Source organism: Leptospira jelokensis (assembly GCF_004769635.1).
GTDB classification, from domain to species: domain Bacteria; phylum Spirochaetota; class Leptospiria; order Leptospirales; family Leptospiraceae; genus Leptospira_A; species Leptospira_A jelokensis.
Genome location: NZ_RQGH01000010.1, coordinates 14,455 through 32,990, shown reverse-complemented (window position 1 = coordinate 32,990; position 18,536 = coordinate 14,455). Strand labels below are relative to the sequence as shown.

The following is an 18,536-nucleotide window of genomic DNA, read 5'->3' as shown; positions in this document are numbered from 1 at the left end:
AATGATTAAGAAAGGACAGTGATATGATACTGTCCTTTTTTTTGGCCCACAGAAAGTTTGAGATCATAAAGTTTTGATAGAGTTTCATCTGTAAAAACGGAACTTTTTACTCCAAATGCCAAGACATTTCCCTCTTTTAACAATAGTACTTTATCAAAATCTTCTGGAATTTCTTCAATACGATGGGTGATGAGGATGCGTGTGAGATTAGGATTCTTATCTTTTAAAGAATCCAAAGACTTTCCAAAATCAACTCTTGCGGTGAGGTCAAGTGCCGCCGTTGGTTCATCCAAAATTAATATCTGTTTCCCTTCGCCAAACGCACGTAATAGTAATACCTTCATTTTCTCTCCTGAAGAGAGAGTTTGGTAGAGTTGGTCTGCTTTTTGTAAAAGACCAATTGAGGAAAGTAAATCGTTTGCCAGTTTGGTTTGATCAGGAGTTGGTTCTTTGTAGAGTCCAAGTGTACCAATGACACCTGTGACTACCATTTCAAAACAAGTGAGCCGTTGGAGTAATGTTTCTTGGTGGCCTGGTTGCACGATTCCCATTTGGTTCTGCAATGGAGCCATTGGTGTTTCACCAAATCTTTCCCCAAAAGCCGATACAGTTCCACTCGTTGGCCAGAGGTAACCAAACAGCAAATTGATAAGAGTTGTTTTTCCGGCCCCGTTACGTCCCACAATGGCCAAAGATTCGCCTTGTTTTAGTGAAAAATTGACTTCGTTTAAAATGGTTTTGTCATTTCTGATAAAGGAAACTGAATCAAACCGAAGCACTTCACTCATTTGTTTTTTTGTATAAGACTTCTACCTTATTTACCGCTGCGGAGAAAACATCTATATTGTCCAAATTGAACTTAGCCAAAAGGTTTTTGTCAATGGCATAAAAACCTTTTTTTTGCTCATGGTAGTCAGCCATCATGTTTGCCATATAGATCACTTCTACTAAATCTCTTAGTTCAGGTGGAGCCAAAAATGGTTTGTGGTGGTACTCGATGGCGACTCGAAGGTCTTGTGGGAATTCCCATTTTTCAGCGAGTAGGGCTCCCAGTTGCGGGTGGCTTAGTCCAATTGCCATTTCTTCTAGAAGGGTGGAGTTTCCCGAGTCGGCTCCTCTTTGGTAGGTTTCAATTTTTTTGAAAAAACCACGGTCCACAGAAAGTAATAAAAATTTTCCTATATCGTGTAACAGGGCACATACGGCAATGATATCCGCAATTTTATTTGTATGATTGTTTTCTGTCGCCAGATAACGAGCGTAATAACTGCAACGGCTGGAATGTTCCCAAACATCCATCATTTTGCCGTATTGGCCATCCATAATCTTACGAACTCCCGATACATAAAGTAGGTTTCGTAAGTTTTTTAATCCTACAACCTTTACCGCTTGGAGGATGGAGCTAACCTGGCTACGGTTTGCAAAAAATGCGGAATTGGAAAGTTTCAGTAAATCGGCAGACAAAGCAGGATTTCTTTCGATTTCCTGAGAAATCATATGTAGGTCGGAATCAGGGTTATTACAAAGTTGGATGATTTTGGTTAATGAATGAGGTAGAGGTGGAAGTCCATCAATTTCATTGAGTAATTTGGTTTTGAGACCGGTTTGGATTTCAACAGGTGTTGTGACTTCAGGAACAGTCAGTGTAGCGCGCGTTATTTTGTCGTTCGTGAAGATTTTAAACTTATCAGAACCAATGCCTGAATTTTTTAATAAGAGTTGGATGAGTACAAGTCCTAGGCCAGCGGACTCGGTGCTATCGGAAACATCGGTAAAGGCATCGGAAAGGTCATTGTAGTTTTTTGCCACTTCGATTCGGCGATTGACACGTGATAATTCTTCTTTGGTGATGGGTGCGTTATTTTCCACAGCAAAGTGGATGGATTTTCCATCTACTTTCATCAGCAAACTAATGTAATAATTACCACCGTCTAACCGGTCTAATTGTTCGTTCCACTTCATGATGATATTTTCTTGGAAACGAGACATACCTTTGGCATAATCTTTTTCATTTTGGATGTCCAAATTTTCGCGGCTAAAATAGTCACGTTTTGCATTGGCTTTGTTCGCATTCATGAGGAGTTCTTTTAGGACAGTGAAGATGACTTCGACAAGGTATAACTTGTCCATATACCCCATTACATGGACAAGTAATGCGTATATCTCCTGATTTTGTTCTTCTGTGACAAAATAAAAATTAATCCTAGATTCTTTTGCTGTTTCTAATTGCGAAATAATATCTTTAAAATTCACGAACGCTTTTTCCCGTATCACTCTTTTAAATTAAATTCTTTTAGACGCAATAGATATTTTTTTCCAAACATCTTTCTATTTTGTCCATGGAGAATGGTATCGTGTTTGTATCAGTGGAGGAAAACACGATGGATATGTTAGACCAAATCAATTTGCATATGTTGATGGAAGATCGATTGGAAAGAATTTTAGAGGATTTAGAGAAACGTCCTAAGGGAAAAACCAAAAAAATAAAAACGGTGAACCCACTTCCTGCAAACCGAGAACGAGCTGAATGGAATTTACAAGAGATCCCAGTTCTTTACGGAGCTTAACCTGGTGAAAACCGCAACCAAGTGTTGAGAGTTTTTACAGAGATGATACCGGATTGGTCTTGGTCGGCCCACTTAACCAGATCCGAAACTTTTGGGGGAAATCCCTGAAATGAATGCAACTTCGGTTTTCCATTGGGATGGATTGTTAAATCCAATGGCGATTCCTTCGAAAGGAATTGGATCGGATTTTTTTCTTTTTGGGAATTTAGATCTTCCCAAACAATTTGATTTTTCCCTCTCCTTACACCGGAATACAACCGTTTGGTGAGAGATTCCAAACTTTGTTTCCTATGGATTTGGGGGAGATAATACCTCTCGTACCCCGTACCCTTACAATGGGACTTTCCCATTTCCGAAATAAAACTCACCCCACTGAGGATAAACTTTCGATCCACAATGCCCTTCGTGATGGACAATACCATTCCCAATAAATTCAAACTTGGGTTTTGGTAGATAGGCCAATTTTGTTTATTTTCTAATTGGAAAAGATGCCCTACGATTTGGTCCAAGGGATGGCCTGTATTCACGAGGATCTTTGGATTTGGTAATTCGAATAAAAAAGATGCTCCACCTAACCAAGTGATGATGGGGATTTCCTTTGGAAATTCTGTTAAAAAATGGTACAAAGTACCCCGACCAGAATCAAATGAAACAATGTAGTCTGGGAAAATTCCATTTGGAACTAAATACCCAAGTGCTGTGTCACTGGCAAAAATTGTCAATTGCTCGCGGTGGCTTTTTATTGTTTCTACAACTGATTCTAAGCTGGGGCTTGCACCCAAAAATAAAACATTCGGACCAACGGCGGAAAAGGATTGGAACCAATGGACATCGGTTTTTGCAGACTCAAGATTTGTTTTGTTTTTTAGATAGTTATGGGTCCAAACTTTTTGAAAGTGTTTGATCGTTGATTCATTTGTACTATGAGATTGGAACTGTGAACGAAATTGGTTCCGGCATTCGTTTACCAAATCGGGAAATAATCGTTCGTAATTAGGAGATTCATATAACGTCCATTTAGCAATACCGGTTTGGTTTGGATCTCCGTTTGGAAACAAAGTATTTTTGATTGCAGACCAATTGGGATTTGGTCCCGTGATCATCTCGATTGTCAGTCCAATCTCCTTCGCGTTTTGGATCAGCTCGTCGGCTTCTTTTTGGAAACTTGGCAGTTCATAGATGTTAGGATTTGGTTCCCAAAACAAAACCACAGAATGGGGACCTTTGTTTGTAAGAAGAGAGCGAACGGAGTGCAAAGCACCCACTCCTAATATGAGTGGAATGGAATCCGTTTTGATTTGGCTTAAAAACCGAGAAGCCTCCTTTTCAGGGGAGACTTTTGAGTGTAGGTAAAATGTTTCGGGAGTTTGAAAGTTGTGGAGAAGGTTGTTTTGGAAGAGGGGAAGAAGAGGGATGGGACTAACCTCTAATCCTCTTCGTCCTCATCGGAATCTTCATCTTCGTCAGAGTCGTCGTCGAAATCATCATCATCGTCGTCTTCATCTTCGTCAGAATCATCACCGAACTCATCTTCGTAACCATCTTCAAATTCTGGTTTTTTTGCTTCTTCTTCTGGTATGAAATCTTCTTCGATGTCTTCTTCGGCGTGTGGAGCAAAAGAGGTTCCTGCAGTGGAAGTGACACCAGCAAGTTTGTCTTTTTCTGCTTGGAGTTGCGCTTTTTCTTCAGAAGAAAGGTATTTCCATTGCACCACGTCGTTTGTGAGTGCGTAAAGAGCTTGCACCGTGAGTTTACGGTTTTTTAATTTTTTAGGTAGAGTGATTTTTTCGATTTTGTCGATCGCACTGAAACCGGCCACACATGTTTCGTATTTTTTTTCCCGGCAAAGTTCTATTAAGGATACGATATCAAAGTCTTCTTTCTGTGATTGGCTCATTTTTTATAAATTCCTGGGGAAGTGAGTGGAACGTTAGACCAGATTGGGGTACGGGGGTCAGATGTCAAGGGAAAGTTCGAAAACGGACTTTACAGACGTTCTCCTAGTCCAAACCATGGGGATGGACCGTCCAATTTATGGGATTTATGAAAGCCTCCCTCATTCTATTTGTTAGTTTATGTCTCATTAGTTGCGCCCCAGCGAAATCTTCCTATTTTGGAGAGGCCAACTTTACTGGGGTTTCGGCATCTGGAGAAGAAATTTCCTTTGCCAAACTGGAAAAAGACCAAATTGCCTTAAATGTCTATTCGCCGGACTGTGTGCCTTGTTGGAAAGAAATTCCCGCTTTGAACTTACTCCACTCGGAAATCCAAAACAAGTTTCCAAAGAAAGCATTATTTATGGTGGTGGATCCATACCAAATTGTTCCTGATATTACCGACGAACTTCCGTTTGGTCAAGTGTTTCAGATGGCAAAAGAAAGAATGAATGTGGAGATTAAAAATCGAAACATACAAGTTCCAATTGTGTACATGAAAAAACCGTTTCGTGTGAAAGAAGGTGGGTTAGTTACTGGCACTCCAGAAACATTACTCTTTGAAACAAATCCACTTCGATTGTATTATAATTTTTTAGGTTCGATTTCTGAGCTCACAAACAAAGAAGCAATCGAAAAAGATCCTAAGTTTAATTTCTTTCGTTATCAATTTGGGATGGAATCGATATGAGAGCAGTGTTGATTCGTTTTATTGATTGTGAAGGTCCAGGGATTTTAGAACCGATTTTACGAGAAAAAGGTTACCGAATCAGTTATCATAATGCCTATGATCCTCGTGTTCGATTGATGCCTGAAATCCATTTGAACTTTGATTTGATAGTCATGTTAGGTGGGCCACAATCTGTTGCAGATCCAGACAAACAGGAATTTTTTAAGCCTTATTATGAAATAGTCGAAAACGTAGCGATAATGCCAAAAAAGAAATTGATTGGGATTTGTTTGGGTTCGCAAATCATAGCGCGCGCGTTAGGTGCAAATGTTCGGCCTGGAACCAAGGGTCCAGAAACTGGATTTTCAGACTTACAAATACTAAAGCCAGAACATCCTATCTTTTCTGGATTAAATGGAGATTCTGTTTTGGCTTTTCATTTGCACGAAGATATATTTGATATACCAGTTGGCGCAGAACACCTATTAGCCAGTGAGTTTTACGCTAACCAAATGTTTTCTTACAAAAACAAAATATTCGCATTCCAAACCCATTTGGAACCTACATTTGGGATGTTACATGTTTGGCAAAATGTACATAAAGAATTTATCGCAAAAGGTAACGGCGATTTTTCAGATTTGGAAACCAAACAGAAAACAATGGAAGAAAGTGCCAAAATCATATTTCGCAATATTATAAATTTATAACGGACAAAACATGTTTCAAAAAATATTAACCATATTATTCGGTAGTAAATACGAAAGAGACCTAAAAAGACTAAATCCAATCGTAGAAGCAATCAATTCATTTGAAGTTTCAATCAAAGCAATGGATGATGAAACTCTTTCCTCGCAAACTCAAAAATTTAAAGAGCGATTGGCAAATGGAGAAACATTGGATGATGTTTTACCTGAGGCCTTTGCCACTGTAAGAGAAGTGGCCTATCGAACATTAGGTATGCGCCATTTTGATGTGCAGATGATGGGAGGTATTTCTTTACATTGGGGAAATATTTCTGAGATGAAAACAGGGGAGGGTAAAACATTAACATCAACTCTGCCTATTTATCTTAACTCACTTTCTGGAGAAGGTGTTCATGTTGTAACTGTTAACGACTATTTGGCGAAGCGAGATGCTAATTGGATGCGGCCTGTATTTGAATTCTTGAAAGTTTCAGTTGGAGTCATCCAACACGATATGGACCATGAAGAACGAAAAATAGCTTATAATTCCGACATTACGTACGGAACCAATAATGAGTTTGGTTTCGATTATTTACGTGATAATATGGTGAGTTATAAAGAACACCGAGTACAGAGGCAACATAATTTTGCCATCGTGGATGAGGTAGACTCCATCTTAATTGATGAAGCAAGAACTCCACTCATCATTTCAGGGCCTGCTGAAGAGTCCACGGACAAATACCTCAAGGTAAACAAAATCATACCTAAGTTAATTGAAGGCGAAGATTTTGAAATTGATGAAAAAGCAAAAAACGTAATTTTATCGGAAGCCGGTGTCCACCACGTAGAAAGGTTGTTGGAAGTTGAAAACCTATACCATGCTGAGAACATCGAACTTGTTCACCACGTACAACAAGCTTTAAAAGCTCATAAGATTTTTTATAAAGATAAAGATTATGTGGTACAAGACGGAGAAGTGATCATAGTGGATGAGTTTACTGGCCGCCTAATGAAAGGTAGACGTTACTCCGATGGACTTCACCAAGCTTTGGAAGCAAAAGAAGGTGTTCCTATTGCCCGTGAGTCACAAACTTTAGCATCCATCACCTTCCAGAACTATTTCCGAATTTATAAAAAATTAGCAGGTATGACTGGAACAGCTGATACGGAAGCAGAAGAGTTCAAAAAAATCTATAATTTAGATGTGATTGTGATTCCTTCCAATTTAAAAATCCAAAGACAGGATATGCCAGACCGAGTTTACAAAACAGAACGTGAGAAGTTTGATGCGGTTGTAAAGGATATCCAGGAAAAAGTTTCGCGTAAACAACCGGTGTTAGTTGGTACAATTTCAATTGAGAAGTCAGAGGTTCTCTCCAAACTTTTATTTTCGCATGGGATCCAACACAATGTGTTGAATGCAAAACAACACGAACGTGAATCGGAGATTGTTGCCAATGCAGGAAAACCTGGTGCCATTACAATTGCGACTAACATGGCGGGAAGGGGAACTGATATTGTCCTCGGTGGTGCCCCTAAATACAAAGAAGATTTAGAGAAGTTAGATGATAAGTGTGATTCTTTAGGAATCAAAAATAAAGACGAACTCGAATTGATTTACAGTTTTAGAGAAAGTTTAATCAAACAGAAGTTTGATGAAGCGGAAAGTAAAATTTCTGACATTCGCAATGATACAATCAAAAAAGAATGTGTAAAGATACTTTCTGATGCAAGGAAATGGAAAGTGGATCATGACTTTGTCATTGCTGCCGGTGGACTTCATATCATTGGTTCCGAGAGACATGAGTCTCGTCGAATCGATAACCAGTTGCGAGGAAGGTCGGGACGTCAAGGAGACCCAGGGTCTTCCAGATTCTATTTGTCATTACAAGATGATTTGATGAGAATATTTGGTTCTGATCGGATCGCTCGCATTATGGACACTTTAAAAATGCCAGAAGGCCAAGAGTTGGAACATAGTATGGTTTCAAATGCTATTGCCAGGGCACAAAAAAGGGTTGAAGGTCATAACTTTGATATCAGGAAACATTTGTTAGAGTATGACGATGTTATGAACCGTCAAAGGATTTATATCTACGGAATTCGAAATGAACTTTTGGATAAAGGGAATATGTCCAAAACTATTGTTGATTTCTTCGATGAAGTGGTAGAAAACCAGATCATTATATATTGTGAAGGCAATAATGTAGATGCTTGGGAATTGGATTCACTAAATGAGTGGTTACAGAGTTTAGGTATCAATCATTCAATTGAAGTAAAAGATTTTAGAAAAGAATCAAATCCTCAATTGAAGGTGTTTGAAGTTGTTTCCAAACTTGTGAAAGAACTTTATGACTTTAAGGTTTCATCGATTGGTGAGGAAATTTGGAGATCCATTGAACGTAATGTATTTTTAGATATCTTAGACCACAGGTGGAAAGAACATCTATATGCCATGGACCACTTAAAAGAAGGGATTTGGACTGTTGGGTATGGTGAAAAAAATCCACTAATTGAATACAAACTGCAAGGTTTTAAAATGTTTGATCAGTTGGTTGAGAATTTAAAAAACGAAGTGGTTTCCTTTTTACTTAAAATTGAAGTCACCGAATCAGACAAAAAAGAAGACGATGCCTCTCCAAAAGAATACAAAAAAATCGGCCAAGAACAAAGGGCAGAAGTGGATATGTTTGGGAATGAGGTGAAAACCAATAAAACCAAACCACAAGTTTCTTCTACCACAAGTTCTGGTGGAGGTTCTGAAAGAAGGTCGAGTCGAAGGAAAAAATAATTTTTTTCAATCTTTCATTCTCAATGATTCCCAACTCTTCAAAGAGATACCCACTCTTTAGAATCGAGTTGGGAATTAAAAATTACCTCGCTGTCAATCATATCCAATCACCAACAAGGCATCGGTTGTTTATCATAAATTACAATCTGATAGCAATTTGAATGAATTTGTATGAATCAGTACAATTTAGTTTGATATTTTCATTCCACTGATTTTGCCACTACGCCATCAATGTCTGGCCCATTGTCATAAGAGTGTGGGTACACATAACCGGATCCCGTATTGGGATTGTTAACGGCCGACGCTGAAACCATTCGAATGAATTTAAATCCATTGGTTTGGATTAAGGTTCGGGCTGCAGCATCACAATTCGTACCAGGTCCTCCTACAATCAAATCATTTAGATCAAAACCATCACCACCACCTAACAAAAAATCGTTATTTGTGGTTGTGAAAAGTTCCTCTAAGGAAAACGGTTTTGTTGCCATATTGTAAATGGTCGGCCGAAGTCCTGCAAATCCTGGCCATGAAGAAATTTTATTACTATCCGCAACACTTGGATTAAATCCACTCAGATCAAATCCACAATACTCAGTTCCATTAAAAGATACGTGAACAACCATAGGATCAAATGCATACCGATCACTTGATTCGGAAACTCTAAATGGATTTTCATACACTATAAAATCAATCCCAGATACGTTCTTAACTGTTTTCCCTGCCCAAGAAAGAATGAGTGTCGCCCCCACACCAGTTAGGTTTAATGCATAAACATCCAACGATCCAGAAAATTCTCCTCCTCCACAAATTCCATTGATTGCCTTTGATGAATTATTAAAACCATTTACAGTTGAATTGGCAGTTACAACTGTATTCGCAATAGGAATATCCGTTGGAAGTGAGGTTGGAGGACAAGGACCCACATTCGTTGTGTTAGTTTTTGGCATTACGAGCAAAGTGAGGATGAGGTCATTATTGTTTTCGTTCTCACCACATTGAATGAAAAAAGTGGTAAAAATAAAAAATAGGATGATAAACTTCTGATTGAATCGATCCACGAATTTTCTCCTGTTTGCCTTTGTCCTGTTAAACAAAGGCAAACTATTTTAATTAAAATGTTCTTGTTAAGAAATTAAAAGCAAAGGATCCATTACACCCTGCTGCTTTTGGATTCGTAGTGTAAACTGTGCCAGAAGCCTTTCTTGAATTTAAATCTGTTTTCGTTTCAGCAAGAGTTGGTTTACCATTGAATACATCGCAAATTAAAATTTCGTTTTCAGTTGTAATCGTCCAAATCAGTGCTGAAATGTTGGCACTATTTTTCGGTTTGTAGTAGAGCACACGTTCTGCATTATTAAATTCAACGATTTCTGCATTGACTCTGTAGTTTGAAGTTCCACTTCCATTTACATAGTCAACATAGAGGTAACCAGTTGTCGTTCCAAAATTGGATTGAATGGTAACTGTATTGGATCCTGGAGTATTACATGTTCCTGCAGAACAACTTGCTTGTAAAAAAGTTCCTCTGATTTCAATTTGACCAGCTTCTTTTGCTGATGCTTCAGCAGTTTTCAATAAACCTAATGTTAGATTTGTATCGGCAACCGATTTATCAACTTTCCCAGTATCTGCACATGACATCAAAACAAATGCAGATAACATCACAATTGTTAGTTTAATTTTGGTTTTCATTTAGATTCTCCTAAATCTTAAATTTAGGGGAACACGAAAAAGAAAATAGATAGAAAGAATCCTAAAACAAATGCTACTGGTAGCATAAAATCTTGATCGAATTCCAATATTTTCCATACGGGTGCCCCGAGTTTGCCTTCGGGGCCCCTTTATATCCTTTGTTGCATAAAAGAATATAAGTGTGCAAAGTTCCCAATCCACGAGAAAACATTGCGGGGAAGATCTGGCTTACCACCTAATGAACATAACATTCATTTGGTGTATCACAGTTGCGGGTCAGCACAGGAATTTCACCTGTTTCCTCCCTGAAGGTAATGTCACATTTGCCGTACTAATTTTTGGTGTCAACTTTTTTAATTAGATTTCGTGCGATCAGATAATGTTTTTAGAAAGGCGATGAGAGATTCTATTTCTGAATTGTCCAAGTTTCTGTTCTGGTTATAGGAATTCATTCGGATGATTGCTTCCCTTAACGATGAGACACTACCATCATGGAAATACGGACCTGTGAGAAAAACATTTCGAAGGCTTGGAACTTTAAATACAAATCTGTCGTTTGTGTCTCCACTCACTTCATACTTACCAAAATCATTTGGGTTATAAAGTGATTCAGATACAATTTTGGCAAACCCGTTTCCTCCAAAATTATATCCCGAATGACAGCTGTTACAACCGACTTCTAAGAATAAATTTAATCCATCAAGTTCTTGTTTACTTAATAAAAGTAAATCTCCTTTCACAAAATCATCAAACCTAGATTTAGAAACCAAACTTCTTTCAAATGCAGAGAGAGCAAGTCGTACTTTATGTAAATCAACTGTTGGATTATTGGGAAAAAGATTTGTAAAGTGACTTTGATAACTTTGATCATTTTGAATACGAGTCACTAATTCTGTTTCAGATGGAAGTGACATTTCCAATGGATTCACAAAAGGATCAATTGCTTGCTCATAAAGTGACGTTCGCCTACCATCCCAAAAAAGTATGGATGAAAATCCAATATTTAAAATTGTAGGGGTGTTTCTCTTCCCGAGTTGGCCAAAGGTCCCTCTAGAAGTACTTTGGCGATCCATTCCTGCCAATCTACCATCTAACGGATGACATGTGATACATGCTTGAATGCGATTTGCGGATAAATTGATGTCTCGAAATAATTTATTACCTAATTGAATTAGTTCCTTTAAGTCATTTTCCGAACCTGGCGATTGGTCGGGTAAATAACCAATTTGCAGTTTTGCTTTTTCTTGGGTCGACATGGCATACGACATATCTAAAAAAATTTGAGTCGCTATGAGTAATTCTGCATTCTTTTGTTTGGGTTCTTCTGAAGTGAAATTTTGACAATTGAATAAAGTTAGAATTATGGATATAAAAATTATTACAAAAGGCAAAGTGAGTTTGAATTTTGAGAAAATTGGAAACGAGGCGCACATGACGACCAAACAGAGAAATCATCTCGATTTGGGCAAATGTTTTATTGCCGATGAATATATTTTTTGATTTTGTTAGGCGAGAAAAAGGAATTCGACTTAATTAATTTGTGCGAAATGTGTTTGTAATCATGGCAATGTTAGTTGCAATTTCGCCAATTTTTTGGCTCACTTGGTTTAAGTCTTCAGAGTTGTTGGCCAATTCTTGCGCACTCCCTGATAAGGTATTCACAGTGTTTACCATATCCTCTGATGCTTTTTTTTGTTCTCTACTTGAGAATTCAATTGTTTTTGCCATCTCTTCCAAATCAGTGATTTCGTTTGTAACCTTCATTAAGCTATTGGATTGTGTTTTCATTTCTTGTTTTAAATGATTCACGGCGTCATTCATGCGAATGGATTGTTTTACAATTTCACTTAATGATGTCACTGCTTCTATGACGTGGTTAGATCCGGCATTGACTACTAAATGACTTTTTTCAATTAACTTTTTAATGCTTTTGACTGATGATTGGGTTTTGTCTGCAAGTTTTGAAATCTCCTCGGCGACAACTGCAAAACCCATACCGGCCTCTCCAGCTCGAGCTGCTTCAATACTTGCATTTAACGCAAGTAAATTGGTTCTTTCTGAAATCTCAGTAATCAAATCTACAATTCCTGTAATTTCTTTTGTTACAGAGCGAATGTCAGTCATTGTAATATCCGTATTTTGGATCGATACATTACCGGAGTTTGCGAGCTGTGTAGATTGTTCAGAGAGGTTGGTTAATTCGATAATTGCTTTTTCAATATTGATGATCGAGGTTTTGATCGTGTCCATTTCATCTGTGATCGTCACAATGTTTTTTGTTTCATTGGTTATAAACTCGAACATAATTTCGAAACTAGTTGTTAATTCTTCAAGTGAAGCAGCAGATTCTTCTGAAATAGATGCCAGTGATGTGGCATTATCTGATACTGAAATCGCATCTTGTTTTAATTTAGCCGAAACCTTTTCTGATTCACTGACAGATGCCTTTAATTGATTCATAATTTGGTTTAAATTGTTTAGAAAATGATTGATAGATAAAGTTATTTTTCCGATTTCATTGTTTCCGAAATCTGGTAGTTCTTTAGTGAGGTCGGCTTCACCGCTCGAAAGCTCATCTATTTTTGATAATACAGTTGTCAGTGGATTGTTTATACTTTTGAAAATGAAAAAAGTAATGATCGTAGATATAAATATTGCGATTAATGTTAATGATATATTAAAATTCCTTTTTAGTGTGAGTAAATTGATTCGGTCGAGTACAAGATTTTCCAGTATGGAAATAGATTGGTCTTGGATCACGCCAGCTATCGAGGTTCCTTTGTGAATGGTTGAAAAAACAGCTTCAGGAGTTGGAGGTTTTATTTTTGAATCGATGAATATTGATTTTAGTGAGTTTATGTAATCAGCACAGGAGTCTCCTGCTACTGTTTTTGCTTTTTTCAATTCAGATTCATATGGCGAAGGGTCTTCAATCGATTTTGTATAGGATTTTCGGATTTCATTGCAATTTAATTCGATCACGTTTATTGCAAGTAATGCTTTTGTAAAACTAGAATTGGTAAATGATTGATTCTTCGCACTTTCCCCTCTGTATTCTTCTCTAATGATTCCTTTGAGAATGGAAATGTTTTTGAATATTTCTGGAACTTTAAATAAAACAATATCCATTTGATAATAGGAATTGACTTCAGGATCTAAAATTAAATTTGAATTATCACCTATCTTCAATGCTAAGGTTTGTATGTCGGATAAAAATTCCATAGAATTTTCAGTTGAGAATGTCGTCATTTTAATATAAGGTTCTAATTTTTTAAGTTCCACATCACCACTGATTAGAAGTTTTGAGTTTATGACCTGATCGTTGACCGTTTGCAGTAAGGGAAGTAAGTTTTCCGTTTTTTCTTCTCCAATTTTGAGACGTTTTAGACCTTCCCGGAATGTAATGTAGATAGGTTTTAATGTTTGTATTCCTTTTTGTTCTTTTTCAGAAAATTCAATGGTTTCATTCAGGGAACGTACTAAAATCAGCAAAATGATGATTAAAGTAACAATAATGGGTACGGGAAGTAAAATGAGCCTGAGTTGAATCGAAAATTTTGAAAGTAAATTTGACATTGCAAGTTTGAACCAAGCGAGTAGACGATTCAAAATTATTTTATTTTATCCTTATATCAATAAATATTTTCGCAATCAAGAAAAATTGGACAAATGGAACTTTTGAATTAACCAAAGGAATTTTACCAATAGTTTTCATCAATTTTATGTTAGGTATTGGAAATATACGAATCGATATTTTAAAAAAGATTCCACATATTGCTTGGAAGATTTTGTCTTTCGGTATAAACTTGAAAAATGAAACTTTCTATCTTTTTATCTTCCCTATTAATTCTCTCTTTTTCCAATTGTGTATCTTCCGAAGAGCGAATCATCCAAAACAAACAAGCCTTGTTTGACAATTGTATGGAGACTTTTCAAGACGAGTCCAAATGTAATCAACTTCTATCAAAATCTGAAAATGATTTGAGGACAGAAGAAGAGAAACGCCGTGCCCAAAGAGAAGAATTAACGGAAGAAGGCTATAATGGTTTAAAAATTCGGGAGGTAATGCTTGAGAAAATTTACAAACAAACTCGAATTTTCGTCAGAGGGTATTTGGGAGAACCAGACCAAATGATTCGGAATGCAGATGGCGATGTTTGGGTTTATACAAGGCCAATTTCTATTTATGAGCCTGGATCAGAACCCGATGAAGAAATTTATATCTTTTTCAAACGTGATTTTGTTCGTACCGTGAACGTAGTTAAGCCAAAGAGTATTCGTGCACAAGGTTTTAGTTGGGGTAATTGGTTGAAGAGTTCCAAAAAGAACCAAAACGAAAAAGGATCCGATGTTTTAGAGGAAAAATAAAAAAAAATAGAGTGGGGATACCACTCTATTTTCATTTCGAAGTTTGAACTTGCTCTACTTAATTAGTAATAAGTTGGAGCAGAGAAAACTACCACTGAACTTGCATCACTTGTTGAAGTGAAGGTCAATGAATCCTTGAATGCATCGACTGCGGAAGAAGCACTTGTATACTTGTTCTCTGCAATGTTACATTTTGACTCATTGTATTTCTTGATCACAGCTGTTTTTATAGTGGAGTAGTCGGCCCCGTTCGCTTGGTTCTCACCAATTTTCACAAGAGAGCAGTTTGCACCTGCATCAATTTGCGTTTTGGAAGAGATACACGAATTGATCAAACCAACCGATACCAAACAATCTGCTTGAGCGCCTTGCGGTGTGAATGGGTTTGCTACGAGGTATGTAAGTAGTGTTGTATCTTCATTTTTCTTTGCTGAAGACTGAGCACAATTTACAAATGACATAGTAGACAAAGCCACGATCACTGCCAGGGAGACGAATCCGGATTTTACTTTAATGGATTTCATATTTTTTCTTTCTCCTTTTCCTTAGAATGTTGCAACGATACCTAAAGTTACACCGTTTTGATGGGATTGAGGTTGTCCTTTCTCATCAGTGAATACTTGGCCTTTCGCTTGGTCTCTTCTGAAGTCAACCTTAATGATAATGTTGTCTCCATAGTAGTAAGTAGGTGTGATTGTGAATGTTTGAGCACTTCCTAGGTAGTATTTAGTGCTGTTGTATCCTAATCCACTCATATATTGAAGGTCATATCTTCCAGCTGTGTTATTGCTAACTCCGAGTGGTGCACCGTTTCTTGAATCGTCAATTCTTTCATAACGACCAGCAAGAGCCCACTTATCAGAGAACTTGTAACGTCCCCAGAGTCCGTAAGTTTTGTAAACACGTTTCGCATTGCTATCATCACGAGTGAGAGATACTTTTGTTGTTCCCGTTCCGTCTAAGTCAACTTGTGTAGTTGGATCGTTAAGAGTCGCAGCAGCTCCACTTTTATCCCCTTGAGTGTAGTCAAACACGAGAAGGGTTTTGTCGTTCGGAGTGAAACTCAAGATTACGTTGTTAATTAACCAGTAGTCATTTTGGTAACTTGCACGACGTGCATTGATTGGAGTTCCGTATACTTCGTTCATCCAGTAGTCACCATTGGATGGTCTTGCGTAAGTAACATCTACACCGTACAATGTGTTCCAAGCAACTTTCAACTTATCAGAAATAATGTCATAGGAAACTTGAGTTCCCACTGCTTTATTTTTGTTAACGCCGTCACGGTATGTTGATATGTTTGCATTGTTATATGCAGAGATATCGGAACCAGTTCCACCAACACTGTTGTATAAGTAGAAACCGAGATTCAACTTATCGGAAACAGCTAAGTTCGCTCTTGCACCTGTGTTAATGAACGGGATTGTGTTAAAGAAGATATAACCAATTGTATAAGTTGGGTTATCTTTTGTATCCAATAGCTCGTAACCGATGTGAGTCGCCATTTTACCCATATCAACCGTTAAACCTTTTAAAACAGGGAAGTAAAATGAAACATAAGCTTGTTGGAGCATGTTCATGTTTACTGTACTGTTTGTTTGGTTATAAGGTGCTTCTTGGTAAACGTTATTTTGACCGTTTTGGAAAACAGTTCTAAAACCCCAAGGGCTATCTTTATCCGCAAGTTTTTGCAAATCGAGCACTGCTGAAGAGACACCGAATTGTTTGTTTTGCGTGTTGAAAGTTCCAGAGGAATCACGTTTAGCTCCCTCCACGTTGTTTGCAGTATACATATAGAATACATCTACGTAACCGGAAACGTTGATCTTATCGTACCAAGATTTTTCTTTTGCCTCGCCTTGTGCAAAAACTGAACTTGAAACGAGAAGGGCAACCGAAGTTGCGAGAAGAGTATATTTATTTCTCATTTGCCATTTCTCCTATGTAGACATCATTTGCAAGTTGTGTACCAGGTTGGCATGCCAACGGCAGGGACTAGTGAGAAAAAAGGGAAGAAAAGGGATTCTTTGGTTAAAATTCAGAAAAAAAAATGGAATTTGATTAAAAAGAGAACAAAGCTTGCCCTAAGATCGTTACTGAAATTTTTTTATTTGGACAATTTGTTTATAAATTCAGCAGAATGGATGATTAATCTTTGAAATTCATTTTCTTTAGGCGATTCCAAAACCAAGTCCAAGAGGTAATTCAGGAGCTCTCCAAAATTTGTTTTGGGAAATTCGGGGAAATTTTTTGCCAAATCATTTCCATTGACAGCCAAATCAGAGAGCAGGAGGGGATGTTTTTCTTCCCATACTTGAATCAATGTATCTGTATGAGTTCCAAAAATTGGGAACAATTTGTTCAAAAAACTCTTATCGATTACTAGTCTTTGTTGGAAGTGTCGTTTAACAGGTGCTAATAATTCTTTTTTGATTTGATAGAAACTGAGAGAGTTTTTGTTTCCAATTGAGTACCATTTGTTCATAAGTTCCAAAAATAATAGAGAATCTTTTATGTTTTGGCCTGAAAACTTCAATGATCTTAAAATTGATTCAAGGTTTTTAGGAGTTAAATCAGAGATTAGCGAATCAAATGCAAAGGCAAGTTGCATCCCGACCAAATCATTTGAGACTTGATTGAGTGAATTGATTTTGTTAAGGTTTATGGAAATAGAATTTGAAAGGTTTGGGACAAATAAAGGAAAAATATTTTCTTCTACTAAGAGTTGGATCATTTTTGCTGGATTGTCCCCTAAAAATGACTTTAGGATCTCATCTTGAAACCTTTCTAATGATACCTTCTGTGTGATTGATTTTGTTTCTTGGATTGCTTTTTTTGTTTCAGTTTCGATTGTAAAATTGAGTGTACTTGCAAATCGTAAAGCTCGAATTGGTCTCAATCCATCTTCACTAAATCGTTTGATAGGATTTCCAATCGTACGAATCATTTTATTTTCAATGTCTTTTAAACCAAAGTGTTCATCTACAAGTCGTCCAGTTTGTATATCAAATGCTAAAGCATTCATTGTAAAATCACGTCGTTTTAAATCTTCTTCTAAAGTTGTACCGAACTCAACATGTTCAGGCCTTCTACCGTCATGGTAGTCTTTGTCAATACGATAGGTCGTGACTTCGTAATTGACTTTATCTAAAACAATGGTGACAGTCCCATGGTCGATCCCTGTATCGATCACAGTTCGAAAAAGTTTTTTGACTTGTTTGGGTTCTGCGTTGGTAGTGAAGTCGTATTCTTTTGGAATTTTATTCATCACAAGGTCCCGAACCGAACCACCCACCAAATAACATTCATACCCTGCTTTTTTTAGGGTAGAGTCAATGGTTTCTAAATGGTGTCTGTAAAAATCGGGAACTAGTGAATGGAAGTTTATTGGCAATTTCTACACTTGCCTCTGAATACAATTTCCACTGATTCTGTAGTAAAACCTTTGAGTTGTTTCGAAGAAGGCATTCCGTTCCATGGATCATCAATGCATTCAATTTTACCACATACATTGCAAATCAAGTGGCCATGGGCAAAAGAGACTACATGATTGCCGTCAGATTTTAATTCAAAGTAAGTCACTCTGTCAGTTGAGTGAAGTGAGTTGAGAAGATTTTTTTCTTCCAAATCTGAGAGAGCACGGTAGATGGTCACTCGGTCCCATGATTCTTCTTTTGGAAGTTTTTCCATGATTTCTTGGTGGTTGAGTGGTCTAGGGGATCCTTGCAAAATAGATAAAACTTGTTCTCTGTTTTTTGTTACCTTGAGACCAATTTTTTTGAGGATTTGAGAAGGATCACCAGCCATATACAATGGTTATCTCAGAATGGG

The 18,536-nt window shown here is 37.4% G+C and carries 17 protein-coding genes and 1 riboswitch; of the genes, 5 read left to right on the top strand and 12 right to left on the bottom strand.

Translation table 11 applies throughout. The annotated features are described in order from the left end of the window. Window positions 1–5 precede the first annotated feature (5 nt). Entirely contained in the window at window positions 6–788 is a 783-nt protein-coding gene (locus EHQ62_RS04465) for an ABC transporter ATP-binding protein (RefSeq protein WP_135641027.1), read from the bottom strand. Further along, complete coding sequence (locus EHQ62_RS04460) at window positions 781–2,253, bottom strand: HDOD domain-containing protein (RefSeq protein WP_135632676.1); 1,473 nt, start codon at window positions 2,251–2,253, stop codon at window positions 781–783. The genes EHQ62_RS04465 and EHQ62_RS04460 overlap by 8 nt, the downstream gene beginning before the upstream one ends. Before the next feature lie 134 nt (window positions 2,254–2,387). Between EHQ62_RS04460 and EHQ62_RS04455 the strand changes: the two genes are divergently transcribed. Further along, window positions 2,388–2,567, top strand: a complete 180-nt coding sequence (locus EHQ62_RS04455) for a hypothetical protein (protein ID WP_244241636.1) — start codon at window positions 2,388–2,390, stop codon at window positions 2,565–2,567. On the opposite strand, the gene EHQ62_RS04450 is transcribed toward EHQ62_RS04455, so the two are convergent. Together EHQ62_RS04450 and EHQ62_RS04445 are read right to left on the bottom strand one after the other, a co-directional pair. Then, window positions 2,564–3,832 (bottom strand): 6-hydroxymethylpterin diphosphokinase MptE-like protein, encoded by a 1,269-nt coding sequence (locus EHQ62_RS04450; RefSeq protein ID WP_341866963.1) that lies wholly within the window; start codon window positions 3,830–3,832, stop codon window positions 2,564–2,566. The two genes, EHQ62_RS04455 and EHQ62_RS04450, sit on opposite strands and share 4 nt — an antisense overlap. A 161-nt stretch (window positions 3,833–3,993) precedes the next feature. Then, a complete protein-coding gene (locus EHQ62_RS04445; protein WP_135641025.1) occupies window positions 3,994–4,464 on the bottom strand; it encodes a DNA primase in 471 nt (156 codons plus the stop codon). Window positions 4,465–4,610: 146 nt separating this feature from the next. Between EHQ62_RS04445 and EHQ62_RS04440 the strand changes: the two genes are divergently transcribed. Genes EHQ62_RS04440 through secA form a run of 3 tightly spaced genes read left to right on the top strand, consistent with a single transcriptional unit; the run spans window position 4,611 to window position 8,645 of the window. Next, a complete protein-coding gene (locus tag EHQ62_RS04440; protein WP_244241635.1) occupies window positions 4,611–5,192 on the top strand; it encodes a TlpA family protein disulfide reductase in 582 nt (193 codons plus the stop codon). After that, window positions 5,189–5,878, top strand: a complete 690-nt coding sequence (locus EHQ62_RS04435) for a type 1 glutamine amidotransferase (RefSeq protein WP_135641023.1) — start codon at window positions 5,189–5,191, stop codon at window positions 5,876–5,878. Before EHQ62_RS04440 ends, EHQ62_RS04435 begins: the two co-directional genes overlap by 4 nt. Window positions 5,879–5,888: 10 nt before the next feature. Further along, window positions 5,889–8,645: a preprotein translocase subunit SecA gene (gene secA, locus EHQ62_RS04430; protein ID WP_135641022.1), complete on the top strand. Its 2,757-nt coding sequence runs from the start codon at window positions 5,889–5,891 to the stop codon at window positions 8,643–8,645. Window positions 8,646–8,845: 200 nt separating this feature from the next. Here secA and EHQ62_RS04425 read toward each other — a convergent pair whose 3' ends face one another. From EHQ62_RS04425 to EHQ62_RS04410, 4 genes are all read right to left on the bottom strand, one after another. Beyond that, on the bottom strand, window positions 8,846–9,703 hold the full coding sequence (locus EHQ62_RS04425; RefSeq protein ID WP_135641021.1) for an LIC_13355 family lipoprotein: 858 nt from the start codon (window positions 9,701–9,703) through the stop codon (window positions 8,846–8,848). A 52-nt stretch (window positions 9,704–9,755) separates the two neighbouring features. Continuing rightward, window positions 9,756–10,337: a hypothetical protein gene (locus tag EHQ62_RS04420; protein WP_135641020.1), complete on the bottom strand. Its 582-nt coding sequence runs from the start codon at window positions 10,335–10,337 to the stop codon at window positions 9,756–9,758. A 197-nt stretch (window positions 10,338–10,534) separates the two neighbouring features. Further along, a riboswitch (cobalamin riboswitch) is annotated at window positions 10,535–10,683 on the bottom strand. A gap of 7 nt (window positions 10,684–10,690) precedes the next feature. Further along, entirely contained in the window at window positions 10,691–11,728 is a 1,038-nt protein-coding gene (locus EHQ62_RS04415) for a cytochrome-c peroxidase (protein ID WP_244241634.1), read from the bottom strand. Between the two features lie 142 nt (window positions 11,729–11,870). Further along, complete coding sequence (locus tag EHQ62_RS04410; protein ID WP_135641037.1) at window positions 11,871–13,913, bottom strand: methyl-accepting chemotaxis protein; 2,043 nt, start codon at window positions 13,911–13,913, stop codon at window positions 11,871–11,873. 237 nt (window positions 13,914–14,150) lie between these two features. Between EHQ62_RS04410 and EHQ62_RS04405 the strand changes: the two genes are divergently transcribed. Then, window positions 14,151–14,705 (top strand): hypothetical protein, encoded by a 555-nt coding sequence (locus EHQ62_RS04405; RefSeq protein WP_135641018.1) that lies wholly within the window; start codon window positions 14,151–14,153, stop codon window positions 14,703–14,705. 62 nt (window positions 14,706–14,767) lie between these two features. On the opposite strand, the gene EHQ62_RS04400 is transcribed toward EHQ62_RS04405, so the two are convergent. The 4 genes from EHQ62_RS04400 to EHQ62_RS04385 form a co-directional block, all read right to left on the bottom strand. Then, window positions 14,768–15,229, bottom strand: coding sequence for a hypothetical protein (locus EHQ62_RS04400; protein WP_135641017.1), 462 nt, complete (start codon window positions 15,227–15,229; stop codon window positions 14,768–14,770). 21 nt (window positions 15,230–15,250) lie between these two features. Then, complete coding sequence (locus EHQ62_RS04395) at window positions 15,251–16,633, bottom strand: outer membrane beta-barrel protein (RefSeq protein WP_135641016.1); 1,383 nt, start codon at window positions 16,631–16,633, stop codon at window positions 15,251–15,253. A gap of 179 nt (window positions 16,634–16,812) precedes the next feature. After that, window positions 16,813–18,099: a CCA tRNA nucleotidyltransferase gene (locus EHQ62_RS04390; protein ID WP_135641015.1), complete on the bottom strand. Its 1,287-nt coding sequence runs from the start codon at window positions 18,097–18,099 to the stop codon at window positions 16,813–16,815. After that, window positions 18,090–18,512, bottom strand: coding sequence for a Fur family transcriptional regulator (locus EHQ62_RS04385; protein ID WP_135641014.1), 423 nt, complete (start codon window positions 18,510–18,512; stop codon window positions 18,090–18,092). The genes EHQ62_RS04390 and EHQ62_RS04385 overlap by 10 nt, the downstream gene beginning before the upstream one ends. Window positions 18,513–18,536 lie beyond the last annotated feature (24 nt).